26 protein-coding genes and 1 pseudogene are annotated in these 23,816 nt (G+C 69.7%); 16 read left to right on the top strand and 11 right to left on the bottom strand.

What is annotated here, in order from left to right:
• Positions 1 to 46 precede the first annotated feature (46 nt).
• From ACFYM2_RS25250 to ACFYM2_RS25220, 7 genes are all read left to right on the top strand, one after another.
• The gene (locus ACFYM2_RS25250) at positions 47 to 478 is read left to right on the top strand and encodes a hypothetical protein (protein WP_388459852.1); all 432 of its coding nucleotides are present in this window, start codon (positions 47 to 49) and stop codon (positions 476 to 478) included.
• On the top strand, positions 466 to 1,644 hold the full coding sequence (locus ACFYM2_RS25245) for a cytochrome P450 (protein ID WP_388839305.1): 1,179 nt from the start codon (positions 466 to 468) through the stop codon (positions 1,642 to 1,644). Before ACFYM2_RS25250 ends, ACFYM2_RS25245 begins: the two co-directional genes overlap by 13 nt.
• A 95-nt stretch (positions 1,645 to 1,739) precedes the next feature.
• On the top strand, positions 1,740 to 1,976 hold the full coding sequence (locus ACFYM2_RS25240) for an acyl carrier protein (protein ID WP_358996984.1): 237 nt from the start codon (positions 1,740 to 1,742) through the stop codon (positions 1,974 to 1,976).
• On the top strand, positions 1,976 to 2,716 hold the full coding sequence (locus tag ACFYM2_RS25235; protein ID WP_388839302.1) for an SDR family NAD(P)-dependent oxidoreductase: 741 nt from the start codon (positions 1,976 to 1,978) through the stop codon (positions 2,714 to 2,716). Before ACFYM2_RS25240 ends, ACFYM2_RS25235 begins: the two co-directional genes overlap by 1 nt.
• 68 nt (positions 2,717 to 2,784) lie before the next feature.
• Positions 2,785 to 3,606 (top strand): PAS domain-containing protein, encoded by an 822-nt coding sequence (locus ACFYM2_RS25230; protein WP_388839299.1) that lies wholly within the window; start codon positions 2,785 to 2,787, stop codon positions 3,604 to 3,606.
• 200 nt (positions 3,607 to 3,806) lie between these two features.
• Positions 3,807 to 4,436, top strand: a complete 630-nt coding sequence (locus ACFYM2_RS25225; RefSeq protein ID WP_388839296.1) for a TetR/AcrR family transcriptional regulator — start codon at positions 3,807 to 3,809, stop codon at positions 4,434 to 4,436.
• On the top strand, positions 4,433 to 5,128 hold the full coding sequence (locus ACFYM2_RS25220) for a VC0807 family protein (protein ID WP_388839293.1): 696 nt from the start codon (positions 4,433 to 4,435) through the stop codon (positions 5,126 to 5,128). The genes ACFYM2_RS25225 and ACFYM2_RS25220 overlap by 4 nt, the downstream gene beginning before the upstream one ends.
• A gap of 186 nt (positions 5,129 to 5,314) precedes the next feature.
• On the opposite strand, the gene ACFYM2_RS25215 is transcribed toward ACFYM2_RS25220, so the two are convergent.
• The 3 genes from ACFYM2_RS25215 to ACFYM2_RS25205 are packed head-to-tail and all read right to left on the bottom strand — an operon-like array spanning position 5,315 to position 6,322.
• Positions 5,315 to 5,641 carry a DUF1048 domain-containing protein gene (locus ACFYM2_RS25215; protein WP_388839290.1) on the bottom strand — a complete coding sequence of 109 codons (327 nt, stop codon included), beginning with the start codon at positions 5,639 to 5,641 and terminating at the stop codon, positions 5,315 to 5,317.
• Between the two features lies 1 nt (position 5,642).
• On the bottom strand, positions 5,643 to 5,999 hold the full coding sequence (locus ACFYM2_RS25210; RefSeq protein ID WP_358996999.1) for a DUF1048 domain-containing protein: 357 nt from the start codon (positions 5,997 to 5,999) through the stop codon (positions 5,643 to 5,645).
• The gene (locus ACFYM2_RS25205) at positions 5,996 to 6,322 is read right to left on the bottom strand and encodes a PadR family transcriptional regulator (RefSeq protein ID WP_358997002.1); all 327 of its coding nucleotides are present in this window, start codon (positions 6,320 to 6,322) and stop codon (positions 5,996 to 5,998) included. Before ACFYM2_RS25205 ends, ACFYM2_RS25210 begins: the two co-directional genes overlap by 4 nt.
• A 621-nt stretch (positions 6,323 to 6,943) precedes the next feature.
• On the opposite strand from ACFYM2_RS25205, the gene ACFYM2_RS25200 reads away from it, so the two are divergent.
• The gene (locus ACFYM2_RS25200; RefSeq protein WP_388839286.1) at positions 6,944 to 8,230 is read left to right on the top strand and encodes a hypothetical protein; all 1,287 of its coding nucleotides are present in this window, start codon (positions 6,944 to 6,946) and stop codon (positions 8,228 to 8,230) included.
• 308 nt (positions 8,231 to 8,538) lie between these two features.
• On the opposite strand, the gene ACFYM2_RS25195 is transcribed toward ACFYM2_RS25200, so the two are convergent.
• Together ACFYM2_RS25195 and ACFYM2_RS25190 are read right to left on the bottom strand one after the other, a co-directional pair.
• Positions 8,539 to 8,919 carry an FKBP-type peptidyl-prolyl cis-trans isomerase gene (locus tag ACFYM2_RS25195; protein WP_358997006.1) on the bottom strand — a complete coding sequence of 127 codons (381 nt, stop codon included), beginning with the start codon at positions 8,917 to 8,919 and terminating at the stop codon, positions 8,539 to 8,541.
• A 259-nt stretch (positions 8,920 to 9,178) separates the two neighbouring features.
• Positions 9,179 to 9,628, bottom strand: coding sequence for a hypothetical protein (locus ACFYM2_RS25190; protein WP_358997009.1), 450 nt, complete (start codon positions 9,626 to 9,628; stop codon positions 9,179 to 9,181).
• A 249-nt stretch (positions 9,629 to 9,877) separates the two neighbouring features.
• On the opposite strand from ACFYM2_RS25190, the gene ACFYM2_RS25185 reads away from it, so the two are divergent.
• The 5 genes from ACFYM2_RS25185 (at position 9,878) to ACFYM2_RS25165 (ending at position 14,994) form a co-directional block, all read left to right on the top strand.
• Complete coding sequence (locus tag ACFYM2_RS25185; RefSeq protein ID WP_388839282.1) at positions 9,878 to 10,219, top strand: SCO0607 family lipoprotein; 342 nt, start codon at positions 9,878 to 9,880, stop codon at positions 10,217 to 10,219.
• A gap of 295 nt (positions 10,220 to 10,514) precedes the next feature.
• Positions 10,515 to 11,270 carry a (5-formylfuran-3-yl)methyl phosphate synthase gene (locus tag ACFYM2_RS25180; RefSeq protein ID WP_388839279.1) on the top strand — a complete coding sequence of 252 codons (756 nt, stop codon included), beginning with the start codon at positions 10,515 to 10,517 and terminating at the stop codon, positions 11,268 to 11,270.
• Positions 11,271 to 11,376: 106 nt separating this feature from the next.
• Positions 11,377 to 12,849 (top strand): aldehyde dehydrogenase family protein, encoded by a 1,473-nt coding sequence (locus ACFYM2_RS25175; protein ID WP_388839276.1) that lies wholly within the window; start codon positions 11,377 to 11,379, stop codon positions 12,847 to 12,849.
• Positions 12,846 to 13,952: an NAD(P)-dependent alcohol dehydrogenase gene (locus tag ACFYM2_RS25170; protein ID WP_388839273.1), complete on the top strand. Its 1,107-nt coding sequence runs from the start codon at positions 12,846 to 12,848 to the stop codon at positions 13,950 to 13,952. Before ACFYM2_RS25175 ends, ACFYM2_RS25170 begins: the two co-directional genes overlap by 4 nt.
• Before the next feature lie 82 nt (positions 13,953 to 14,034).
• The gene (locus tag ACFYM2_RS25165) at positions 14,035 to 14,994 is read left to right on the top strand and encodes a class I SAM-dependent methyltransferase (RefSeq protein WP_388839270.1); all 960 of its coding nucleotides are present in this window, start codon (positions 14,035 to 14,037) and stop codon (positions 14,992 to 14,994) included.
• 61 nt (positions 14,995 to 15,055) lie between these two features.
• Here ACFYM2_RS25165 and ACFYM2_RS25160 read toward each other — a convergent pair whose 3' ends face one another.
• Positions 15,056 to 16,123: an aldo/keto reductase gene (locus tag ACFYM2_RS25160; protein WP_388839267.1), complete on the bottom strand. Its 1,068-nt coding sequence runs from the start codon at positions 16,121 to 16,123 to the stop codon at positions 15,056 to 15,058.
• Positions 16,124 to 16,227: 104 nt separating this feature from the next.
• Between ACFYM2_RS25160 and ACFYM2_RS25155 the strand changes: the two genes are divergently transcribed.
• On the top strand, positions 16,228 to 16,857 hold the full coding sequence (locus tag ACFYM2_RS25155; protein ID WP_388459865.1) for a TetR/AcrR family transcriptional regulator: 630 nt from the start codon (positions 16,228 to 16,230) through the stop codon (positions 16,855 to 16,857).
• Between the two features lie 748 nt (positions 16,858 to 17,605).
• Here the strand turns inward: ACFYM2_RS25155 and ACFYM2_RS25150 are convergent.
• On the bottom strand, positions 17,606 to 18,130 hold the full coding sequence (locus ACFYM2_RS25150) for a hypothetical protein (RefSeq protein WP_358997029.1): 525 nt from the start codon (positions 18,128 to 18,130) through the stop codon (positions 17,606 to 17,608).
• Between the two features lie 221 nt (positions 18,131 to 18,351).
• Between ACFYM2_RS25150 and ACFYM2_RS25145 the strand changes: the two are divergent.
• Positions 18,352 to 19,099, top strand: a pseudogene (locus tag ACFYM2_RS25145) (IS5 family transposase).
• A gap of 16 nt (positions 19,100 to 19,115) precedes the next feature.
• Here the strand turns inward: ACFYM2_RS25145 and ACFYM2_RS25140 are convergent.
• From ACFYM2_RS25140 to ACFYM2_RS25130, 3 genes are all read right to left on the bottom strand, one after another.
• Positions 19,116 to 19,337 carry a hypothetical protein gene (locus ACFYM2_RS25140; RefSeq protein ID WP_388839264.1) on the bottom strand — a complete coding sequence of 74 codons (222 nt, stop codon included), beginning with the start codon at positions 19,335 to 19,337 and terminating at the stop codon, positions 19,116 to 19,118.
• A 103-nt stretch (positions 19,338 to 19,440) separates the two neighbouring features.
• Positions 19,441 to 19,743 carry a hypothetical protein gene (locus ACFYM2_RS25135; protein ID WP_388839261.1) on the bottom strand — a complete coding sequence of 101 codons (303 nt, stop codon included), beginning with the start codon at positions 19,741 to 19,743 and terminating at the stop codon, positions 19,441 to 19,443.
• 331 nt (positions 19,744 to 20,074) lie between these two features.
• A complete protein-coding gene (locus ACFYM2_RS25130; protein WP_388839258.1) occupies positions 20,075 to 20,569 on the bottom strand; it encodes an SAM-dependent methyltransferase in 495 nt (164 codons plus the stop codon).
• A gap of 340 nt (positions 20,570 to 20,909) precedes the next feature.
• Here ACFYM2_RS25130 and ACFYM2_RS25125 point away from each other — a divergent pair, with 340 nt between their 5' ends.
• Complete coding sequence (locus tag ACFYM2_RS25125) at positions 20,910 to 22,025, top strand: glutamate--cysteine ligase (RefSeq protein ID WP_388839255.1); 1,116 nt, start codon at positions 20,910 to 20,912, stop codon at positions 22,023 to 22,025.
• 8 nt (positions 22,026 to 22,033) lie between these two features.
• Here ACFYM2_RS25125 and ACFYM2_RS25120 read toward each other — a convergent pair whose 3' ends face one another.
• Positions 22,034 to 23,554 (bottom strand): MFS transporter, encoded by a 1,521-nt coding sequence (locus ACFYM2_RS25120; RefSeq protein ID WP_388839251.1) that lies wholly within the window; start codon positions 23,552 to 23,554, stop codon positions 22,034 to 22,036.
• Positions 23,555 to 23,816: the final 262 nt, after the last annotated feature.

Here is a 23,816-nt window from a genome sequence, read left to right as displayed (position 1 = left end):
TTTCCCCATCTTTTGGCGATCCCGCGTCCAGGGAAGGACTCTCGTTTTGAGTACGCAAAGCCGCACGGAAGAGAAGTTTTCCTTAGCCCTGGAATCCATCCAGAGCAAGCGCCGCATCGAGCGGGTCATGGAAGCGGCGAACGCTCTCCTTGAGAGGTACGCGAAGCGGTCCGATCCCGAGGAGCGTCTGCGTCTCACCTTCGAACTTCTTCGCCGCAATTTCGCCGAAGAAGTCTCCCTTTCCTTCGGCAACTTCTCCCTCGCAACCGACGTCAAATCGCCAGGGGGAAGCAGCGGCGGAAAGATCGAATTCAGCGTCGACATCGTCGGCGCCGAGGGGCGTTCGGGAACACTCACCGCATTTTACACAGCCCCCGGTTCCCTGGGGCTCACCGATTCCGAATGGCTCGATGCGATGCGCCTGCTGGCCGGTATCAGCGGCTTGGGCGTCGGAGGACGTGTCACGTGCTCGGGGTAAGTACGGAAGAAATCCCCACCAGGCCGCCGGAAAGCCCCACGAGCCTGCTCGCGAAGCCCTATTGGTACCGGGAATTGCCGCCGGGGACCGATGTGCACCGGCTCGACGAGGGACTGTTCACCGTCACCGGGAACGCCGCGGTGCACGATGTGCTGACCCACCCCGGCATCGCGGCCGAGCACCCGCTCAAGGCCAGCGCACGAGCTTTCGGGCCCAATGTGCTCGACGCCGACGGCCCCGCCCACAAGGCCTTCCGCGCCCTGCTCGCTCCGGTCCTGTCGGCGGGACGGATAGCGGAGTACCGGGGGACCCTGATGCCCCGCCTCATCGACGCGCTCGTGGACACCGTCGCCGGGACCGAGACGCACGACTTCTACAACTCCTATGCCCACAAGGTCCCTTACGGCATCGTGTGCGCCATCCTCGGTATCGACCCGGCCCTTGAGGAACGCTTCCACGAGCTGACCCGCCCGCTGGCCCGCCTCCTGGACTACCCCACCGAGGAGAGCTCCCAGACCCATGCCAACGTCGCCGCACTGCTCAGGCTCATCGAGGAGCAGCGCGCCCTGGGGGCGGCTGACTCACGCTCCCTCCTGGAGACCATTGAACGGACCCGCGACCGCAAGGGCATCACCCTCACGGACAGCGAGGTGCGCTCGACGGCCCTGCTGTTCTTCCTGGCCGGCACGGAGACCAGCAGCGCGTTCATCACCTCGCTGGTGTACTGCGTGGGCCGGTCCGTCATCGGCCTGGACGAACTCAGTGACGAAACGGCCCGGGAGGCGTTCATCGAGGAGGCCCTGCGGCTCTATCCGCCGGTGCAGACGATCGTCCGGTTCGCGGCAGAGGATGTGACGGTCCAAGGCGTCGACATCCCTCGGCACTCGGCGATACTCGCCTCGGTCGCCGGGGCCAACCGGGATCCGCGGATGTTCGACGACCCCGACCGGTTCCGGGTCGGCAGAAGCCTGAAGGGCTCGATCCCCTTCGCGGTCGGCGCGCACGCCTGCCCGGGGGCGATGCTCGCCAAGGCGGAGTTCTCGCTGCTCATCGCGGCGCTCGCCGAGCGCTGCTCGGAGGTGGTCGTCACCCGGGACCAACCGACCATGACGAGCCAGTCGTTCGCCCACCCGGCCGGCTTCGCCGTGCACTTCAGGTCCAAGTAGGCGTATTCCAGGCCAAGTTGGCCTATTCCAAGCAGGTAGGCAGCAAGCACGTAGGCACCAAGTTGGCGCGTTCCCAGCAAGAGAAAGAGGAAGCCGTGGAAAGCAAGATAGCGCTGCTCCGTGACTGGCTCGGCGGCCTGCACGAGGAGCCGGTCAGTATCCAGAACGACACGGACCTCGTCGAGTCGGGCGTGGTGACCAGCCTCCAGTTCGTCCAAATGGTGATCGAGATCGAGCGTCTGCACGGCCGGAAGCTGGACCCGGGCGTCATCAACATCGAGTCCATGCGCACACTCGACGCCATCAACACGGCCGTGTTCCAGGCTGCCTGATGGGTGCGCAGAACGCGCGTGTCGCCGTCGTGTCCGGGACCTCGTCCGGGATCGGCGCGGCCGTCGCGACGGAGTTCCTGAACCGGGAGTACACCGTTGTCGGCCTGTCCCGGCGGGGGAACCCCCGGCTCGCGCGGGAGACGGGCTACGTCGACTGCCTGGCCGATCTCAGAGACGATGCCGCCGTGCGGTCGGCGCTCGATTCGGTGTCGTCCACGACGGCCGTCGGTGTGCGGGCCGTGGTGCTCAACTCCGGCGTCTCGCCGGACCCGGTCGACCTCCGCAAGCTCGACTGGCAGGTGGCGGCCGACGCGTACGAGAACAATGTGCACACCGCCCTGAGCCTCATCCAGGCGACGGCCCCCCTGCTCGCTCGGGGCGGGGACGGCTCGCTCACCTTCGTCGGGGCGAGCCTGGCCAACGGGTACCAGCCGGACCGGTGGGCCTACGCGGCCAGCAAGGCCGCGATGACGGCCCTGATGCGGGCCTGCTCGGTCGAGTTCGCCGACGACGGCGTCGTGGCGAACGAGGTGCGCCCCGGCCCGGTCGCAACGGCCATGACGTTGGCCGGACTTGACGGTGAGGCCGGCGACCAGATCATCCGCGCCATCAACGAGGGCTTCGGCACGGACTGGCTCAAAGCGCCGCGCACGGTGGCCGAATGGATCGTCTCCATCGCCGAGTTCCCCTCGAACGGACCCACGGGCCAGGTCTTCAACTACAGCCGCAAGGTGCTGTGACCGGGCTCCCCCACGTTCTTCCCCGCCGCGAAACCACATTCCGCGTCACTCGAGAAAGGCATGCCATCATGTCCAGTCACCCTTCGTCCGAGCAGCTTCTCGACCTGTTCAACTGGGCCTCCCCCGCCATGCTGGTGACCGACGCCGACAGCCGCGTCGTACTGGCTAACAAGGCCGCCTCGGAGCTCCTTTCCCACCATGCGTCCCCCGGTGCCCAGCTCGCCGACGCCCTCGGCATCGACGACTACGCCGCGCTCCTCGCGGCCGGTGAGCCGGTGGAGAACCTGGACGCCGGCTTCGCCAACGCCGACTTCCCGTCCGGCTATGCCAACGTCGGTTTCGGCGAGGTGGGGGGCAGCACGTACGGTTTCTGGGCGCTGCGCCCGGTGACGACGCATCCGACGCCCTCGCCGGGGGCCGGTCGGGGCAACTCCACCGCGCAGGCCTGGATCAGACAGGTCGACCGGGCCGACGCGGCATACACCCCGGTGGGTGCGGACGCCGTCAAGTTCATCCAGGCGTACTACGACACCTGCCCCGTCGCCATCCACCTCATCGAGGAGGACGGCACCGTCGCCCACGCCAACTGGAAGGACATCGCGATCGTCGGCGCCGACGAGCAGCCGGACACGTACGTCGGTCACCACATCCGCCACATCTACGCTGACCAGGAGGTCGTGGAGGACTTCCTCGGCCGCTGGGGCGAGGACGCGCCGATCATCGACTTCCGTGCGGACTTCCTCAATAAGGGTGAGCGCGTGCCTGTCGTGATCTTCTCCACCGCGAAGGTCGAGGACAACAAGCTCAAGAACACCCGCTGCTTCGTCTTCCCGGACAGCCACCCGGACCGCAAGCGGGACAAGGTCAAGGCGCTGGACCTCAACTTCTGACCCGAAGGGCCGGAGCAGGGCGCGTGGCTTCTGGCGTCCGCAGTGCCCAGCGCGCTCTCGTCCAGGTCGGGGGCGGGGGCGGGGGCGCAACCAGGCACTGTGGTGGGCGAGTTGAGACGAAGGTGACTGGCCGGGGCCCGCCTTGAGCCCGGTCGGTCGCCTTCGGTTTCAATCGTCGTCCGGCACGGAAGAATTTACCTGTGCAGGTAATACCGGGCAGTCGGGGCGGGCGGCGGTCGCCAAGTGCGACGGCGCGGCGCGAGCAGATCATCGCGGCCACCGTGCGGATTCTGGCCGAGAGCGGATATGGACGGACCACCTTCGAGCGGGTGCGGCAGCGGGCCGGAATATCCAGCACCCGGCTCATCTCCTACCACTTCGGCACCCGGGACGAGCTGATGGAGGCGGTGCTGACCGACATCGCCCTGCGGGCCCAGGACGCCATCGCCCGCCGCACCGAAGGCGCGCCGACCGCCACCGCGCGCCTCACCGCCCGGATCGAGGCGGAGCTGACCTGGATCGCGCACAACCTGGCCGCTGTCCGGGCGATGTACGAGATCTGCGTGAACGCCAGGGACGCGGAGGGTGCGCTGCGTTACGGCCCCGAGGCGTCGGCCCAGTCCAACCTCGCGGAACTTGAACCGATCCTGCGCGCCGGTCAGGAGAGCGGTGAATTCCGGGAGTTCGACACCACGTTGATGGCACTGACCCTGAAGTCCGCGATCGATGCCGCCATCGTACGTATGACACAGCCACCGCGTCTGTGCGTGGACGACTGCGTCCGCGAGATCACCACCCTGGCCCTCCTCGTGACCCGGAGAGCGTCATGACTCCACGCGGCGTCCCGGTGGGGACGGCCCCCGGGGCACCGCCCCGGCCCAGCGGCCGGCGAGTGCTGCTCGGCGTCCTTGGGGACATCGTGGTCCCGATCGCGCTGTACTACGGCCTGCGCGCCGCCGGCGTCAGCGTCTTCGCCGCGCTGCTGGCCGGTGCTCTCCTGCCCGCGCTCACCACGGCGGCGCAGTGGCTGCGCACCCGCAGTGTGGAGGGCATGGCGGGGCTCGTCGCCGGGACCATGATGCTCGGCGTCGCGGCCGCACTGATCGGCGGCAGCCCCCGTTTCCTGCTGGCCAAGGACGGCTGGCTGACCGGCGCGGCCGGGCTGTGGTTCCTGATCTCCATCCGGGCCAGGCGCCCTCTGCTCTTCCACGGCGGCCGCCCCCTGCTCGAGGGGCGGTTCCGCTCCGACGGCACCTCCTGGGACGTGCTGTGGGAACGCGAGCCGGCCTTCCGCAGGATCTGGCGGGTCTCGACCGCGATCTGGGGCGTGGCGATGCTGCTCGACGCAGCCGCGCGGGTCGTGATGGCCTACACCCTGCCGGTGGACACGGTGCCCGGCCTCGGCGCGCTCCTGTGGCCCGTCACGCTGCTGCTGTTGCAGGTGGTGAACGGCGTCTACTACGAGGTGTCCGGGCTCTGGCGATTGACCTCGGGGGCGGGTGTGCGGCGGGTGGATGACTGAACGTCGGCCACGGTGTCCACCCGCGCGCTGGAGCGGGTGGACGATCAACGTACCGGCGCGTACCGGCGGAGTCGGCTGAAGCTGTCGCGGATTCCACCGAACCGGGTGGGGCGCCAACCCGCTGGGGCCGGTACGCGCTCTGGGGTCGAAGGCGGCGATGGCGACAGGGGTAGCGGGCGACGGGCGTCACTTCTTGTCCGGGCCGACTTCCGCGCTGACGGATTCCTGGTAGACGTCGGCGTAGGTAGGAGAGTCCTTGATCAGGTCGTCGCAGAACGCGGCGACGTCGGTGCCGATGAGCTCCAGGACTCCCTTGCCTGCGGCGACTCCCTCCTCGAAGAAGTCGACGATCCCAGGAAGCAGGGGCCCGCCGGACAGGCCGATCGGTCCGACCTTGAACAGGTACTTCTGCATCTCCTTGTAGACGATCTGATAGTCCGGGGGGAGTTCCTTGACCCGGGCCATGTGGCGTCGCCACTGTTTTTTGCCTTCGATGATGTCTTGGATGCTCACGTCAGCCTCCCAGCCCGCTCAGTTTTCGTGCGACGTTCCTGTTCAACTGCTCGCGCCACCGGTCACGGTAGGTCCGCGCCCCTTCTCCACCGGCAAGCGCGGTGCAGAAGCCCCGGATGTCCTCGCCAAGCACCTGGTGCACGCTCTGACCGTCTGCGGCTGCCGCTTCGAGCAGCCCCAGCGCGGAGTCGAGAATCGGCATCAGGTTGCGGCCGGTTACGTCCCCGTAAGGGACGAGGTGCGCGATGATCTGCCCCCACGCCGCCCGGTAGTCGTCCGGCAGGGTCTCGGCCCGGGCTTCGAACGCCTTCCATTCCCTGGTGAGATCGCTGCCTGTGACCTTCTCCCAGAAGTTCATCTTCCGCCTTCCTTGAGCCTGTCGATGCGTGATGAGAGGTACTGCCATTTCGCCCAGAACTTCGCGAGTTCCTGGCGTCCGGCGTCGTTGAGCGCGTAGAACTTGCGCGGCGGGCCCACCCCGGATGGCCGCTTCGTCACCTCAACGAGCTTGTTCCGCTCCAGCCGCAGCAAGATGGTGTACACCGTCCCTTCGACGACGTCGGCGAAGCCCAGTTCGTTCAACTGGCGGGTGATGGCGTACCCGTAGGTTTCCTCGCTGCCGATGATTTCGAGTACGCACCCTTCGAGCGTGCCCTTCAACATCTCCGTGAGGTCGTCCATGGCAGGTGCCCTTCAGTCTTTCGGTACTACGTATTAACGAGTACCGCTATACGGTATCACCGAGTAGCGGGTGAGGGGACAGTACGGCCCCACCCGACAGGTCGGCGCGTGCTGTCCGCGTCCCGCGCGCGGCCGCTTGGCATCCGGGCGGGGGCCGCTCGACATTCCCTGGCGGGCTGTCAGTGGTGGGCGTTACCGTTTTCGTACGGCTGGAGTCGTACTGCCGTGCACCGTCGTTCCGGCGCTCACGCCGCCCGGGACGCCGTCGGTCAACGTCTCCCGGGGGTCGGGCAGTTCAGCGACTGCTCTGTCCTGGTTCGGCCCTGACGGATGTGGTTGGCGGGAGGGTGAGAAACCGTTGGTTGGGAGGGTGCATGACGCCGAAGGAGTGGAACCCCACGGCCCGTGAGGCCGGCGCCGCCGCTTGGCAGGACGCGAAGTCCACTGGGGCGCTGCGCGGCATCTCCCCCGGGCCCGCGTCCCCTACTTGGGACGATCGCGTAGTGGCGGCGCTGTCCGGCATGGTGGCCGAACACGGCTTCGTACGCGTGAGGGTGATCGAGCACAAGGACGCACAGCCGACCAGCGGGGTCCATCGCGACGACGGGCGTCCGGTGGGGCGTGGCGGAGGCGGACGCCGACGGCGTCGTCATTCGCGAGGTCCACGACTGCGTCGGGGCAGCGCCGCAGGGCACGCGGGTGGCCGTGCCGTACCGGCTGGACGACGGCCGGGTGGAGGTCGCCGCGCTGTGGCCGGTCGTCTGGCGCTCGGACGACCAGCCGTATTGGCGTTATGTCCACAACGGCTGGTCGGCGGAGCGGCCCGGCACCTTCCCCCCTGCCCTCGATCCGGCGTGCCCCAGCCCGGAACTGCCGTACGAGGTGCGGATCTACAGCGTGCCGGACGGTGTTCTCGGCGAGGACCATGGTGGTGGTGGCGCCCCGAGCTGGTGGACCCGGGCGTGGTGTGACCGCCTAGACAACGCCGTCCTCCTGGCGGACACGGCGGTCGCCCATCGGCTGAGCGTGCCGGAGCGTCCGACCGGCGGTGACTGCGGCGATCTGCGCGCCGAGGTCTGGCAGCACGCCACCGCCGAGCCGTGGTCCCGGCCCGTACAGGTACACCGCGCGGACGCCCACCCCGACCGGCCGACCGTTCCCCGCCTGCCCCCCGACCACTGGCCCGAGGGCCGCCCGGCCTCCGTCGACCCGACACCCGAACCACGATGGTTCACGAACGCGGAGCACCCGCCGACGTGCGACCTCCGGGTCTGGACGCCGGGCGGCGACTGGATGACACTCGGCTGGATCGTCGGCGGCCGCGCGCAGGCCGGCATCAGCGCCTGCCTGCTGTGCGTCGGCACCGGCGGCCCCTTCACGTTCGCCGATACGTGGGGACCGCACAAGCCGGACGACTCCAACTACAACTGGACGGAGCAGGGACGGGAGTTGCTGGATTGGCACCCTGAAGAGCCATACGTCGAGGGCACCGCCCACTACGACGAGGTGCGCCGCCGAGAGGCAGCCGACCTCGTGGCCGCGCTCGTCGAACGCAGCGGTGGCACGCTGACCGCCGAGCACGTCACCGCGCGGCTCGCGGCCGGCGGGCGGGAATACCGCGACTTCCTGCGCGTCGGGCAGGTCTGCGTCATGGACGTCCTCAGAGAGAAGCGGCTGGCCGCCGAAGTGGGCAGCGAGGAGCGGATACGGATGCGCGGGGCGCTGGATGCCCTGGAGAACCACCACCGGGTCGACGACTGGGTGATCGAGCTGACCATGACGCACCTGGCCACGAACCCGCGCGACGCGCACTACACGGAGCGCGCGAGGCGGTGGCGTCGCCGGGCCATGCAGGAGTACCTGGCGCCCAGGAAGGACACCGCCGGGGTCCCCGGCCTGGAGACCTGACCTGCCCCGGCCTGCCCCGGGCGGCCGACCCCAAGCGTCCGGCGTCGGCGGCACCTGCGCGAGTCCGCGGCGAGAGCCCGACAGCCTCGCCACGTGTCGTAGTTGCGATGCACGGTCCGGGGCAGTGCCCCAACCCGCCGCGCTGGGACTGGGGTACGTCTTGGACACCCGCAGGCACGTGCGCCGGGACTGGGTGCGGTCCCGACATCGCATGGCACGTGCCGACGCGCGCCCGGCCCCGCCGCGAGCGGGCCCGCCAGGGCGCAAGCCTGCCGCATCCAGTCCGAGGAGGTCGGGCGCGGTCGCGGTTACTTCACCGCGAGCAGGTCCACGACGAAGATGAGGGTTTCGCCCGGCCTGATCGCCGGACCCGCTCCCCGGTCCCCATAGCCGAGGTGCGCGGGGATGACCAGTCGACGGCGGCCCCCGACCTTCATTCCCTTCACCCCCATGTCCCAGCCCTTGATGACCTGACCGGCAAGCAGGTCGAACTCGAAGGGCTCCCCCCGGTTCCAACTGGCGTCGAATTCCTGCCCTGTCGAGTGCGCGACGCCGACGTAGTGGACGGAGACCCGGCTCCCCTTGACCGCCTCGTCCCCGTCCCCCAGCCACAGGTCCTTGATCTCCAGGAACTGCGGCGCCCTGCCACGCGGAACTTCGATCACGGGCCGTTCCAGATCCCTGCTCATCGGCCACACTCCCCATCAAACCGGGCCCCGGACAGCCGGAGCCGCATCTCACGTCGTACGAGTCGTCCACGACGACCGGCACCACGCTACCGACCTCTAGCCACAGCCTTCGCACCCACCGCCCGGTGGAGCCGTCGGCCGGACCGGCGAGGGCACCGCAGCAGCCTCGCTCGGCTGGTGCGGTGTCCTCCGGGGGAGCATCGGGCCGCGCGCACCGGCCGAAAGCGGGCCGTCCGCCGCGTCTCTGATGAGGTCGGTCTCAGCGTGCTGTTCTCGGTCGGTCCGTGAGCAGCGACCAGATCACGAAGACACCGATGGCGACGGCGATGACGGCCCAGATCGGCTGGTAGGGCAGCCAGATGAAGTTGGCGACGATACTCAGCGCCGCCAGGCCTACGCCGAGCGCTCGGGCCCACTCGGCGCCTTTCAGGATCCCCGAGCCGGTGATCACCAGGAGTACGCCGATGATCAGGTGGATCCAGCCCCAGGCGGTCAGGCTGAACTCGTACGTGTAGTCGCCGACGCGCGCATACACGTTGTCCTTGGCGATACCGGCGATGCCGTTGAGCACGGCCAGCACACCGTCGACGAACAGCAGGACCCCGGCGAACACGGCGCCGCCGCTCGCCCAGGGTGATCCGCCCGTCCTGGTGTCGGTACGGGGAGGAGTGGGTGACGGTCCCCCCGGCGGGGGCGCGGTCTGTGCCATGACGGCCTCCTTCTGCCTGCGCGTCGGCGGTCGTGACGTGCCCGACGTTCCGCTTCACCGGAGGCGTACGCCAGCCAAATGGGGCCGTTCGAGTGAATCCCGATTTGGCCACCCGGGGCGGCGCCGTGCTGGTCCGTCCCGGGGGCGCCCACCGCTGGCCAGTCCTCAGCCAGGGCGGCGTCCCACTGTGATCGGGCCGCCGCATTCCGGGCAGGGGCGGTACAAGCGACTACTCACCGGGAGGTCACCGTGCGCCAGCCCCCGTACGCGACGCGCGCAGCCGAGTCCTCGTCCGGCCGATGGCGCCTCAAGCGGTTGCCGGCCTGGGTGGCGGCGGCGGCAGCCGTGTTCGTGGCTGTCACCGGCTGCTCGACGCAGGACGCGATCTGCGGCGGCGGCGAGTACCCCGTCCTGAACGTGGGCTCGGCGGGCAGGGCCTGCGTGGACGAACAGCAGGAACCGCCCCAGGGTTACGTCCGCTATCCCCAGGGCAAGGTGCCGGAACACGTGGGCGACAAGTGGGACAAGTACTGGGAGACCCACACGATCGACCGGAGCGGAAAGATCACTGGAGTGCCGCCCCGCTCATGACACGCCCCGTACGCGCTCATCGGCCCGGCCACCGGAGACATGAACAGGGCGACGCGCGAGGTCCGGCTCGATGGCCCGGTCGCGGTGTCCGACGCGGCGGATCGACACGGGAGCGACCAGGCGGCGCACTCCGCACGGAGGCAGCGCACACCGCACCAGGAACGCGCCCTCAAGAACCCCGTGCGCGCCCTACCGAGCCCGCACGATGCCGGAAATGATGAACACACCGCGTGAACCAGGTGATCCGCGCCCCTGGCCTTCTGGCCGTGGATGGCGCGGCGGAAGGAGACCGTTGGTGTTACTTCTCATTTCCCCGGACAGCGTCGAGGAAGCCCTCGACTGCGCGAAGGCGGCAGAGCACCTGGACATCGTCGACGTGAAGAAGCCCGACGAGGGCTCGCTCGGCGCCAACTTCCCTTGGGTGATCAGGGAGATCAGGGACGCGGTCCCGGCCGACAAACCCGTGTCCGCGACCGTGGGGGACGTCCCGTACAAGCCCGGCACGGTGGCCCAGGCCGCCCTCGGCGCGGTGGTCTCCGGCGCCACTTACATCAAGGTGGGGCTCTACGGCTGCACCACGCCCGAGCAGGGCATCGACGTGATGCGCGCGGTCGTCCGGGCGGTCAAGGACCACCGTGCCGACGCCCTCGTCGTCGCCTCCGGTTACGCCGACGCCCACCGGATCGGGTGTGTCAATCCGCTCGCCCTGCCCGACATCGCCGCTCGTTCCGGTGCCGATGCCGCCATGCTCGATACCGCCGTCAAGGACGGGACCCGGCTGTTCGACCACCTCGCGCCGGACGTCTGCGCCGAGTTCGTCATCCGGGCCCACGCCGCCGGGCTGCTCGCCGCCCTCGCCGGCAGTGTCCAGCGCGGCGACCTGGCCGCGCTGACCCGGATGGGCACCGACATCGTGGGGGTGCGCGGCGCCGTCTGCGAAGGCGGTGACCGGGTCGCCGGACGCATCAGGCCCGACTTGGTGGCCGCCTTCCGCGCGGAGATGGACCGGCAGGCCCGGGAGCACGCCGCCGGCGTCCCCACGGCGGGCTGACCCGCGCATGGCGACGTCCGACACCGGCATGCACCCGCCCCCGCAGACATCGGTATCACCGCACCCACCCGCATCCACGCACCCACCCGCACCGACGCACCCACCCGTGTCCACGCCCCCACGCGCAGCCACTCCATCCAGCTCGCCGGGGCCCGCCGCGCCGCGTTTCGCCGTCGTCGATCCGGCCACCGGTGAGGCCTTCGAAGAGGCGCCCGCCCAGGGTCCGGAGGAACTGGACGCCGCCGTCGAACGGGCCTCCTCGGCCTGGAGGGGCTGGCGGGCCGACCCGGACGCCCGTGCCGCCGCGCTGCTGGCCGCCGCCGATGCCGTCGAAGGCGCCGGTGACACTCTCGCCCGACTACTCAGCCGGGAGCAGGGCAAGCCGCTCGCCGAGTCGCACGCGGAGATCGCCCGTACGGCCGCCCGGCTACGGTACTTCGCCGGCCTCACCGACCCCGGCAGCAGACCGATCCGCGACGGGCGGCCGGTGACCAGCGAGGTTCGTTGGCGCTCGATCGGCCCGGTCGCGGCGATCGTCCCCTGGAACTTTCCCCTGCAGCTCGCCGCCGCGAAGTTCGCGCCCGCACTGGCGGCCGGCAACACCGTGGTCCTCAAGCCGTCCCCCTTCACCCCCCTCGCGACCCGCCTGCTCGGCTCGGTCCTCGCCGCCGCCCTGCCGCGAGACGTCCTGACCGTCGTCACCGGCCGCGAACCCCTCGGGGCCCAGCTGGCCTCCCACCCCGGCATCCGCCACGTCACCTTCACCGGTTCGGTGGCCACCGGACGGAGCGTCGCCGCGTCGGCTGCGGCCTCCCTCACCAGGGTCACCCTTGAACTGGGCGGCAACGACGCGGCCATCCTGCTGGACGACGTCGAGGTGGACCGGATCGCGGACCGCCTCTTCTGGGCCGCGTTCCGCAACTGCGGGCAAGTCTGCATGGCCGTCAAACGCGTCTACGTCCCGGTCCGGCTCCACGCCCAGGTCGTCGAAGCGCTGGCCCAGCGTGCGAGGGACGTGCGTGTCGGGCCCGGGCTCGACCCCGACACCCGAATCGGCCCCCTGAACAACGCCCCCCAGCTCGCCCGAGTCGACGATCTCGTCCAGCGGGCCCTGGCCGCCGGCGCCCGGGCCGCGGCGGGCGGCCGACGCCTGGAGCGGCCGGGTTACTTCTTCGCCCCGACCGTCCTCACCGACGTCCCGCCCGACAGCCCGGTGGTGACCGACGAGCAGTTCGGGCCCGTCCTCCCCGTGCTGCCCTACCGCAGCCTCGATCAAGCCCTGGACGCGGCCAACGGCACCGGCTTCGGACTGGGCGGCTCGGTCTGGGGCACCGACCTCGACCGCGCGGAAGCGGTGGCCGAACGGCTCGAATGCGGCACCGCGTGGATCAACCACCATGCGGAACTGTCCCTCGCCCAGCCCTTCGCCGGCGTCAAGGACAGCGGACTCGGAGTCGCCGGCGGCCCCTGGGGGCTCTACGGCAACCTCCGGCCGTTCGTCGTCCACCGCCCCCACGAACACCGTTCCCACGACCACCGGCGCGACGACCACCGGCGCGACGAGGAGGCTTCGCGGTGAGGTTCCGGGCGGCCGTACTGCGTTCCTACGAGGATCCGTTCACAGTGGAGGAGGTTACCCTGCGCGCGGCACCCGCCGTCGGGGAGATCCTGGTCGAGATCGCGGGCTGCGGAATGTGCCGTACCGATCTCGCGGTACGACGCTCCGCCGGCCGCAGCCCGCTGCCCGCCGTCCTCGGCCACGAGGGCGCCGGGGTGGTCGTGGCCACGGGCGGCGGGCCGGACACCACGATCGGTGTCGGTGACCACGTCGTACTCAGCTTCGACTCCTGCGGCCACTGCCACAACTGCCTCGGTGGCGCACCCGCCTACTGTGACTCCTTCGCCTCCCTCAACCTCTTCGGCGGCCGTGCCGAGGATCCGGCAGCACTTACCGACACGGCCGGACGGGCCCTGGCCCCAAGGTGGTTCGGGCAGTCCTCGTTCGCCCAGTACGCGCTGCTGGCCGCCCGCAATGCCGTCCGCGTCGACCCGGCCCTGCCCGTCGAACTGCTCGGTCCCCTCGGCTGCGGCTTCCTCACCGGCGCCGGAGCCGTCCTCAACACCTTCGCCGTCGGCCCCGGCGACACCTTGCTGGTGCTCGGCGCGGGTGGGGTGGGCCTCGCCGCGGTGATGGCGGCCACCGCCGCGGGTGCCCTCACCGTCGCCGTGGACCGCCATCCCGGACGCTTGGCCCTGGCCGAACGGTACGGCGCGCTCGCGCTGCCCGCCGGGTCGGCCGGGCTGCCGGAGCGTATCCGGAAGCTGACCGACGGCGGCGCGCGGTACGCGCTGGACACCACGGCCACGCCCGCGCTCATCAACGACGCGCTCCTCTCCCTGCGCCCCACCGGGAGCCTTGGCCTCGTGGCCCGGCTCCCCGCCGCGCTGTCCCTCGAACCGGGCACGCTGGACCGGGGCCGGTGCATCCGCCACATCTGTGCGGGCGACGCCGTGCCATCGCTGCTGATACCCCGCCTCACGGGACTGTGGCAGAGCGGCAGATTCCCGTTCGACGAGCTCATTCGCACCTACCCGCTGGCCGACATCAATGAGGCCGAACGCGACTGCACGGAGGGGCGCGTGGTCAAACCCGTCCTGATCCCGGAGCGCACACACCACTGAACCGCAACCGTGCGCCCCGCCGACAACCCCTGAGCCACGTCCGGCCCTCCGGGCCGTGCACGCATCGCCTTTTGGAGGACACATGGCCGGCCCGACGACGCACCGGAGCGACGACGACACGGCGGTCCCGACGCCCCGGTCAGCGGCTTCGGCGCGTACGGACACCGAGGGCGTTGACGGGGGCGTGGGGTTGACCGCACTGCTGGTCGCGGCGGCACGGGCGATCGAGAGCCACCGCGACGACAGCCTGGCCCAAGACCCCTACGCGGAACACTTCGTGCGCGCCGCTCCGTCATGCTCCGGTTGGCCGATACGGATCCAGCAGGTGCCCGAAGGCGACGAGGATCCGCTGTGGGGCCGGTTCGCCCGATACTTCGGGCTGCGGACCAGGGTCCTGGACGACTTCGTCCTCGCGTCCACGGCAGCGGGCGTGCGTCAACTGGTGCTGCTGGGCGCCGGGTTGGACACTCGCGCGCTGCGGCTCGACTGGGCGTCGACGGACTGTGTGGTCTTCGAGGTCGACCGGGCGGGTGTGCTCGACTTCAAGCACCGAGTGCTCGCGGACCTCGGGGCCCGTCCGAAGGTGAAGCGCGTGCCGGTGCCGGTCGACCTGCGCGCGGACTGGGCGGGCGCGCTGACCGCCGGCGGGTTCGACGCGTCGGCACCGGCCGTCTGGCTGGCGGAGGGACTGCTCTTCTATCTGCCCGGCCCGGCCGAGACTCAACTCATCGACACGGTGCATCAGTTGTCCGCTGACGGCAGCGCTTTCGCTTTCGAGGCCAAGCTGGAGAAGGACCTGCTGCGGTACCGCGACAGCCCGCTGTACGTGGCGACACGCGAGAAGATCGGCATCGACCTGCTCGACCTCTTCGCCAGGGGACCCCGACCCGACTCAGCGGGCCACCTGTCCGAAAAGGGCTGGTCGACCTCGACGCACACCCCCTTCGACTTCACCCACCAACACGGCCGGGGCCCCCTCCCCCAGCCCAACGACGCGCTGGAGGGCAATCGTTGGGTCTTCGCGCACAAAGGGCGGGCGTGAGAGTTGAGCGAGGCAACGCCCTCCGGTCCGAGTTTGCAATGTGCCCGATTCTGCGCGTCAGTTACATGACGCTGACGTCATGCAGCGGGGTAGGCGTGACAACCGGAGGGTTGAGGCGGGCGAAGCCTTCCTGGCGCTGGTACGGGAAGTACGGGTACGGCGCCGTCTTGCCGCTTGCCGCATCGAGCTTCGCCTCCTGGTCGGGCGTGAGCCTCCACCCGACAGCACCGAGGTTCTGGCGGAGCTGGTTCTCGTCGCGGGCGCCGATGATGACGGAGGACACGGTCGGTCGCTGCAACAGCCAGTTGATGGCGATCTGCGGAATGCTTTTGCCGGTCTCCTGCGCGATCTCGTCAAGGGCGTCGACGACGCGGTAGAGGTGTTCGTCCTCGACCGGCGGCCCGTACTCCGCGGTGTGGTGCAGTCGGCTGTTGGCCGGTAGCTGCCGGCCACGGCGGACCTTGCCGGTGAGCCGTCCCCAGCCGAGCGGGCTCCATACGAGGGCTCCGAGGCCCTGGTCGAGCCCGAGGGGCATCAGCTCCCATTCGTAGTCGCGTCCGATGAGGGAGTAGTAGACCTGATGAGCGACATAGCGTGGGTGGCCGGATCTCTCCGCGATCGCAAGGGACTTCATCGCCTGCCAGCCGGAGAAGTTGGAGATCCCGACGTAGCGGACTTTGCCTGCCCGTACGAGATCGTCGAGTGTGGACAGGACTTCCTCGATCGGTGTGCCGGCGTCAAAGGCGTGCAATTGGAACAGGTCGATGTAGTCGGTGCCTAGCCGGCGCAGGGCGTCCTCACATGCGGCGATCAGGCGAGTGCGAGACGAGCCGGCATCGCCTGGGCCGTCACCCATCGGCAGACCCGTCTTGGTGGACACGATCACCTGGCCCCTGCGGCCCTTGAGGGCTTGGCCCAGCACCTCCTCCGAGGCACCGTTGGAATAGACATCCGCGGTGTCGAACATCGTGATGCCCGCGTCGAGGCAGATGTCCACGAGACGGCGCGCTTCCAGCCCATCACTGGTGCCCCAGGCGCCGAACAGCGGCCCCTGACCGCCAAAGGTGCCGGTCCCGAAGCTCAGTGCGGGGACCTTGAGGCCGGACGTGCCCAGCCGCCTGTATTCCATGACTGACCCTCTCTCAACGTCGACGAATCTAACGGTCCTGAAGTTCCGTTAGTGTGGAACCCAACGTAGCAGGTGCGAGTCATTAACGAAACTGGAGTTCCGTTATGGGTTTTGAGGGTCCGGATCCGGGGACCATCCGGCCTGGCGGGCGCACGGCACGGGTGCGGGCGTCGGTGCTGCAGGCAGCTGGGGACGCCTTGGCAGAGCATGGCTTTGCCCACCTGGATCTCGCCGACATCGCGCGCCGTGCCGAGGTGGGTAAGACCACCGTGTACCGCCGTTGGGGGACGGTGACCGCCCTGGTGGCCGACTTGCTGCTCGACATGGCCGAACAGTCACTGCCGCGTACCGAGACCGGCTCGCTGCTCGGTGATCTCCAGGCCAATGCCCGGCTCGTGCAAAGCACGTTGGCTGATCCGCGGCAAGGGGCGCTGTTCAGGGCAGTGATCGCCGCAGCCATCTGCGAGGCAAAGACAGCCGATGCCCTGCATCGGTTCTACGAGATCCGCGTCAAGGAGTGGGCACCCTGCGTCCAACAGGCCATCGACCGAGGCGAGGTGCCCGAGGGCACGAATGCCCACGAGGTGATCCGTGCCGTCTCCGCCCCCCTCTACTACCGCCTGCTGACCAGTAGCAACCATCTGGACGAAGCCGCCGCAGACCGGGCCGCCGAGGCCGCGGTGGCCGCAGCGCGCGCGGGCGTGTACGTGTTGGGCGACGAAGGTCGCGCGTGACTCCGGCTTCCCGCATCTCGGCATGTTCTGGGACTGCCAGGCCCAGCGGCGGAACGAGCGAGTGGCCCCGGGCACTTCAGCTGCCTGCGCGACGGATGCCGACATCGACCTTGGTGCCGCCCGCCGAAGGCCACTGGAACAGCACGCCAGGGGCCGTGTGAGTGGGAACTGAGCTGTCCGCCAGGGAGGTTGTACGCCGGCGGGGCGAGACGGAGTGGGACGTGCGCGGCCGTCGCGGCCCGGTCGGATCGAGGACGGCTCCACTGGCAAGCAACACAAGGGGAACTTCGCAGCTGAGCTCACGTCCGGAGCGATACGCATGAGGTCGGGAGGCAACCCGGGTGCCAGATACGACTGGGCGAGGGCGCGCGTCGCGGAGGGCTGGTTTCGGGTTGGCTTACGCCGTGTTCGCCCCTCGCTGTGAGACGGACCCGCCTCTGGATCCCGAAGTGGCGTGGGCCGGGCGCCGAACCGTAGCGATCCGAAGCCGGGTATGGACGCAGGATGTGGCGGTCGATGTCGAATGGAGCGCAGGCGAATCCGGATCCCGGGTCGCGGGGGCTCCCGGCGCGGTGCGCTGCGCCCGGAAGGTTATCAGCGCAGAGTGCCGGGGACCACGACACTGGAGTTGGCCGGGCGGGCGGAGATCGGACCGGGCGCTGTCGGATCCACGGGCGTGGCGAGACGCTGGTGACGCCCGCCTGCCCCATGTAGCCATCAACGCCGGACCGGGGCCCCGCAGTCCGGGTCAGCGCCCTCGTGTCGTTCGGCTGCGGTACGAGCGTGCCGCTACGAGCAGGCCGATCGCCCACACCAGAAACTGCGGGATCCCATAAATGGTGATCCACGAGCTGAAGACGCTGTCGTCATTCCACTGAACCACGGTCTGAATGGCGGCCCAGCCGGTGTACAGGAGCAGGAAAGCCGAAGCCCCGAAGGCTGTACCGGCCAGCATGCGCGGCGGGACCCTGCGTCCCGCCAAGAGCGGCACCCATCTCGGGAACACCAGCCCCCACGACCGGACCAGGCTCAACGCCAGGACGCCGCCCAACAGGGCCAGTCCGCTGAGGACGAGGAGGTAGGGCCCGCCTCCCTCGGCGTACCAGTCCCGGAACTTGTCCTTGTCGGCCCACAGCGGAATACCCAGTGCCCACACTGCGTGCAGCGGGATGAATCCGACAGTCGCGGAGAGGGCGGACGCGTAGGCGGCCCGGACGGCCCGTTGCGGGGGCGGTGCGATGTCGGTTCCTGTGGGAGCGGTGACCTCGGACATGAACTGGGCCTCCTGGCACATGCGTTGGAGCACTGGTTGCTCACGACGCACTGTTCCAAAGGTTCGCCGACCACCACATCCACACCAGGTCGCTGCCCGCTCCTGCTCGAGAGCGACCTCTCACGCCTGCCTCCTCCCCCGCGCGGGGGAACAGACTTCAGCCCCCGACCAGCACCGGTCGTGGAGGGCAGTACGGGGCCTCACCGCCGAGTTCCAGTGCCGTGCCCCAAGGGGCGCCGATCAGCCGGTGGCGGGACCATCGGCAGGTGGTCAACGGGGTGTTGTACCGGGTCCGGACGGGCGTCCAGTGGCGCAACCTGCCGGAACGCTACGGGCCATGGAAGACCTTCCATGAGCGGCACCGCTGCTGGTCGGCAGACGGGACGTGGGAACGGCTGCTCAGCACATCCACACCCAGGCTGACGCGGCCGGTACGGTCGACTGGGATGTCTCCGTCGACTCGACCTCCGTTCGAGCCCACCAGCACGCGGCCGGCGCCCGACATACGCCACCTCCAGCCATAGGGGGCTCCGCTCAGACGGTCAGAACCACTCGGATCTGGGCGAACCTGGTCGACCCGCTGGCGGAGGTGAGGCGGGAGGTGAGGCGCTCGGCCGCTCGCGCGGCGGCTTCACCAAGCTCCACCTGAGCACGGACGGCCGCTGCCGCATCCTGTCGCTGGTCATCACACGTTGCTGTAGCCCTTGTCGGCGCTTGCAGTCGGCACGTTGTCCGGGTGACACTGACCGGCTTCGTACGGGGCCTTCCGGTAACCAGGCGCGGCACGTGGATCCGTCGCATCACCTCCTCGAACTGGGTTGAGAGCGGTACAAGAAACGCAACACCGTCGAGCGGGCCATCAACAAAGGTGAAGAACTTTCACGCCGTCGCTACCAGGTACGACAACGTGCCTACATCTACCTCGGCACAGTCACCGCAGCGGCCCTCGCGGTCCGGCTCCGCTCGTGAGCGCCGGATGCCGGGCTCAGCCGTCTTCGGGCAGATGGTAGTAGACCGTCCCTGACCGCCAAGGTCCGTGTTCGGTCATCTCCGACTCGATGACGACATCCTGAACTTCAACATGACCCAACGCTTCGATCGAATCGGCCAGCCTCCGCAAGAGTGCCGGCAAGTTGTCGCAGCCCGGGCCTGCAGGATTGGCCTGCGAGAAGTGGCGAATGGTCCAGAACTCCGGAGTGCTCGTCATGGGCTTCATCGTAAGACCCGCCCCTGGCTGGTACAGACAAGTGATCGCCAGGACAGTGCCTAAGTCACACCGGGTCAGCATCGCGCGGGTACCGGCCCCCGGGTCACTGCGCCTCGGAGCAGATGCCCTGGACGGTCACCCAAATGTTGTTGTCGGGGGTGGTGCCACTGGCCACCACCCCGCCGTAGTAACAGCCGTGCGGAAGCTTGTAGTCCGCGTTCGCCCGGGCAGCGTCCAGCGAACTGCTGATCCCGGTGACGTAGACGTAGTAGGTGGACGAGTCCGCCGCCACCCCTGCCCGCACCGGCGCGGCAGTGGCGGCCGACGCCGGGACGGCCAGTGCCACCCCGGCCAGCAGGGTCGCCGCGGCTGCGGCGAGTCTGGTCGTCGTGAGCTTTCCGTTCAAGGAATCTTCCCGATCAATGACCGTACGGCGCACGGTAGTTACGCCGTCGGCAAGGGATCTAAAGGGCAACCGCATGTGCCGCAATAACCGTTGCGTCCTGTGCAACCAACCAGGTGCCGATGTCGGCTTCTCTTTGAAGCCCCGGTGGGCGCAGCTGGGCGGCGTCTTCACGCCGAGTTAGGTCAGTCGCTCCAGGTAGAAGGACGGTGTCGCCAGGCTCTCCACGCCCAGTCGGGACAGGGCGGGTCGTACGGCCTCAACAGGGGTCGCGGGGGCGGCCATGATGTCCGAAAAGACGAGTGCTCCACCCGGTTTGAGCACACATACCGCCTCACGCAGGGGGCCTGCCCGGTCGGTCACGTGGCACAGGGACTTCCAGGGACCAGACGACGTCGAAGCGGGCAGGTTGACCGGGCAGGTCGTTGAGCGAGCGTGTTTGCACCCCGATGAGGTGGTCCAGGCCGCGCCGGGCGTTGGCGGCGCGGTGTCGCCGGTTGTGTTCCTCACTGAGGTCGATGGCCACCACATGACAGCCGAAGCGCTCGGCGAGCGCACGGGCCGAGCCTCCGTACCCCGATCCGAGGTCCAGCACCGTCGCGTCGGGGCCGAGCAGGTCCGCGATCCGGTTCGCGGCGTGCCGCACCGTGCGGTGCGAGGCCTCCGCGATCGGCTCTCGCGCATGCGCGTACATCCCGACGTGGATGTCCTCCCCACCCCACACCGCGTCGTAGAAGGCATCCACGTCGCCGGTCTCGTAGCAACGGCGCGTGGACTCGTCGTGGTCCGGAGCGCTACTGCTGCCGGCGGTCACGGCGCCATCGGTCATGGCAGGTGATTTCCCCACGACGGCCGGGCCGACGCGCCCCATACGAGCCAACAACACCCCGCCGGCCCGTTCCCACTTCCGTACGGAACCGTCTGCGCGCACGACGGATCACAGCCTGAGCGACGCGATCGCCGACCGGCCCCCGCAGCCCTCGCGGCACTGCGCCGACGGCGGCGGATGGAGCCCTCGCGGACGTCCCGTCCGCACGGCGGGATTTGGGACAGCCACGGCCGTCGGTATGTGCCAGGGTGTTGCCGTGCATCATGCCGCCGCAACGGACAGTGATCCCGCGTCTCCCGCGTCTCCCGTCCCTGCCGCCGACGGGCTCTTGACTGTGGGGGTGGAGGAGGAGTTTCTACTGGTCGATCCCCGCACCAGGACCTTGGCCCCCGACGCCGAAGCGGTCATCGCGACCGCCCGAGCGGAACTGGGTCCCCGCATCGGCCCGGAACTGACGGCCTATCAGGTCGAGACCCGTACCGACCCGCACACCGACCTCACGGCGCTGGCCAAACAGCTCCGCACGACGCGACTCGTCGCGGCACGGGCCGCCGCCGGCCACGGGGTGCGGCTGGTGGCCAGCGGTGCCCCGGTCCTGGCGCCCCCCGGCGCACCGCCCCTCACGGCGGGCGAGCGCTATGCCCGCAGTTCGGCCGCGCACGGCGCGCTGGACGACGAGGAAGTCGCCTGCGCCTGCCACGTCCACATCGGCCTGGGCGACCGCGGCCAGGCACTCGCGGTCAGCAATCACCTGCGCACATGGCTGCCCGCCTTGACCGCGCTCACAGCGAACTCCCCCTTCTGGGCCGGCCGCGACACCGGACACGCCAGCTGGCGCAGCGTCACCCGCCACCGGTGGCCGGTGAGCGGACCGCCACCGCTGTTCGCCTCGCTCTCACATTACGAGGACCTGGTCGCCGCTCTCCTCGCCACCCAGACCTGCCCCGACACTGGCGGCATCTACTGGGACATCCGCCCTTCCCACACGCACCCCACCCTGGAGATCAGGATCGCCGACACGCAACCGACCGTGGACGACACGGTGTTGCTCACCGCGCTCATCCGGGCTGCCGCCGCCACCGCCCTGCGGGAAGCCAGGAGTGGCCGTCCCGCGCCCCAGCCCGACCCGCAGCTGCTGCGCGCGGCCTGCTGGCGTGCCGCGCGCGACGGTCTCACCGGGACCGCCCTCAACCTCACCCACCACCGTCTCGAACCGGCGCGTGCCCAACTCCGCGCTCTGCGGGACTGGGTCGCCCCCGCACTGGCGGCCCACCCCTCGGACGCCCGGACCGTCGACGCCCAGCTCCGCCGGATCGAACGAACTGGGACTGGTGCCCAACGACAGCGCGCCGCCCACGCCCGTCGACACACCTACGAGGATGTCGTCGACACCCTCATCACGCAGACCGTTGCCCCGCCCGGCTCGGGAACGCAGGCTGGTTCGACGGGGCCCTGACGGAGAGCTCACTGCTTCCCACGGTGGCGGGGCAGCAGGAACATCAGAGCCCACATGGACAGCAGGCCGCCGGTCACGTACGGGAGGGTGGCGGCGAAGGCATGGGCGACGACGGTGCCACGGGCGGCGGCGTCGGGATCGTGGGGGAAGAACACCACCCCGGTGAGGACGACGCCCAGGGCGATGCCGAGGTGGGTGGCGGTGTTGAACAGGCCGGATGCCGATCCCGCGTGCTCATCCTCGACACGGCCCAGAGCGAGGTCGGTGAGCGGAGTACCGACCAGGCCGAGCCCCAGACCCAGCGCCAGGACGGGCAGGGCCATGCCGGTCATCGACAGCCCGGTGCCGTACACGGTGATCAGCGAGTGGAACCCGCTCAGGGCCAGAGCGGCGAGCAGGGCGCCGGCCTGGGGTACGCGGCGTTGATGGCGCCCGACGGCGGCGGTGGCCAGCCAGGCACCTGTGATCTCGGCGAGCGTGAGCAGGAGGAAGCCGATCGCCGCGCGCGACGGGCTCATGCCGAGGCCCTGCTGCATGAAGAGCGTCCAGCACATGAAGAACAGGCCCGACAGCAGACCGAGGACGAACTGGGCGCTCAGGCCTGCGGAGAACGGACCGGGGAGCGGACGACCGGGGAGCGGACGACCGGGGAGCGGACGGTTGGAGAGCGAGCGGCCGGAGAACAGGGCCGGCGTCCTCAGCGATGAACCTTCCGCGCGGTTCCTGACCCGCTGCCGGAAGATCAGGACCGCCAGTACGGTCAGGCCCGCTGCCATGACCGGGAACGTCCACCACGGCCAGTGCCGGGAGCCGCCCGCGCTGAGGGGGAAGGCGATCAGCAGCAGCCCGAGCGCGGAGAGGCCCATGCCCGAGGGGTCGAGGCGCGCGGCTCGCGCGACACGGGACTCGACCAGGTACCGGTGGCCGAGCAGGACCGTGGCGGCGCCGATGGGGACGTTGACCAGGAAGATGGAACGCCAGCCCATGCCGAACACGTCTGCTTGGGTCAGGACGCCGCCCAACACGGGCCCGACGGCGCTACCGACGGACAGGACGGTCCCGTACAGGCCGAACGCCCTGGCGCGGGCCCTGCCTTCGAAGGCCACGTGCACGGTGGCAAGGACCTGCGGCAGCATGACCGCCGCGCCGGCACCCTGCACCGCGCGGGCGCCGATCACCGTGGCGGGGCCGACCGCGAGGGCGCACAGCAGGGACGCGGCGGTGAAAACGCCGGCGCCGAGAAGGAACGTCCGTCGGCGGCCGTAGCGGTCGCCCAGCCGGCCGCCGCTGATCAGCCCGACGGCAAGGGCGAGCGCGTAGGCCGCGTGGATCCATTGCAGGCCGGCGGCAGAAGCGCCGGTGTCCGCCCGAATGGAAGGCAGGGCGGTATCGACCACCGATGCGTCCAGTACGGCCATGAACTCGCCTGCCAGTACCACGGCGAGGATGATCCGGCCGGCACGCCGTGCGGAAGGTTCGGTGGGGTTGCGGCCGGAGCGGGTCCGGTCGTCGCGGGTGTCATGAGACACGGAGAGGGGTTTCCTGTTCGGAGCGGTAGGGAGAACGGGCAGGCCAAGGCCCGTGTACGCCTACTGCGCACAGGAGAATGTCACGGAGCCCAGGCCGTCGGGAACACCGTCTTCACAGCGGACATCACCAGCCGCCTGTCAGCACAGGCGGGGGTCCGCGGGCAGAGCCCGGGAAGAGCGGCTACTGGGCCTGGGATATACGTCATCACCTCGAAGGGCACGCACGCCCGCGCGGGGCAGTAGGGGAACCAGCCCAGCGTAC

The sequence above is a fragment of the Streptomyces sp. NPDC006711 genome (assembly GCF_042869775.1).
Taxonomy (GTDB): Bacteria; Actinomycetota; Actinomycetes; order Streptomycetales; family Streptomycetaceae; genus Streptomyces.
Note: the sequence above shows the minus strand (reverse complement) of the source record. Positions and strands in the feature narration are given on the sequence as shown.

Coding starts and splice junctions, on each gene's coding strand:
- ACFYM2_RS25235 (WP_388839302.1), top strand. CDS start 1,976: ATGGGTGCGCAGAACGCGCGTGTCGCCGTCGTGTCCGGGACCTCGTCC.
- ACFYM2_RS25230 (WP_388839299.1), top strand. CDS start 2,785: ATGTCCAGTCACCCTTCGTCCGAGCAGCTTCTCGACCTGTTCAACTGG.
- ACFYM2_RS25220 (WP_388839293.1), top strand. CDS start 4,433: ATGACTCCACGCGGCGTCCCGGTGGGGACGGCCCCCGGGGCACCGCCC.
- ACFYM2_RS25210 (WP_358996999.1), bottom strand. CDS start 5,999: ATGAACTTCTGGGAGAAGGTCACAGGCAGCGATCTCACCAGGGAATGG.
- ACFYM2_RS25205 (WP_358997002.1), bottom strand. CDS start 6,322: ATGGACGACCTCACGGAGATGTTGAAGGGCACGCTCGAAGGGTGCGTA.
- ACFYM2_RS25195 (WP_358997006.1), bottom strand. CDS start 8,919: ATGAGCAGGGATCTGGAACGGCCCGTGATCGAAGTTCCGCGTGGCAGG.
- ACFYM2_RS25190 (WP_358997009.1), bottom strand. CDS start 9,628: ATGGCACAGACCGCGCCCCCGCCGGGGGGACCGTCACCCACTCCTCCC.
- ACFYM2_RS25165 (WP_388839270.1), top strand. CDS start 14,035: ATGGCCGGCCCGACGACGCACCGGAGCGACGACGACACGGCGGTCCCG.
- ACFYM2_RS25160 (WP_388839267.1), bottom strand. CDS start 16,123: ATGGAATACAGGCGGCTGGGCACGTCCGGCCTCAAGGTCCCCGCACTG.
- ACFYM2_RS25155 (WP_388459865.1), top strand. CDS start 16,228: ATGGGTTTTGAGGGTCCGGATCCGGGGACCATCCGGCCTGGCGGGCGC.
- ACFYM2_RS25150 (WP_358997029.1), bottom strand. CDS start 18,130: ATGTCCGAGGTCACCGCTCCCACAGGAACCGACATCGCACCGCCCCCG.
- ACFYM2_RS25140 (WP_388839264.1), bottom strand. CDS start 19,337: ATGACGAGCACTCCGGAGTTCTGGACCATTCGCCACTTCTCGCAGGCC.
- ACFYM2_RS25130 (WP_388839258.1), bottom strand. CDS start 20,569: ATGACCGATGGCGCCGTGACCGCCGGCAGCAGTAGCGCTCCGGACCAC.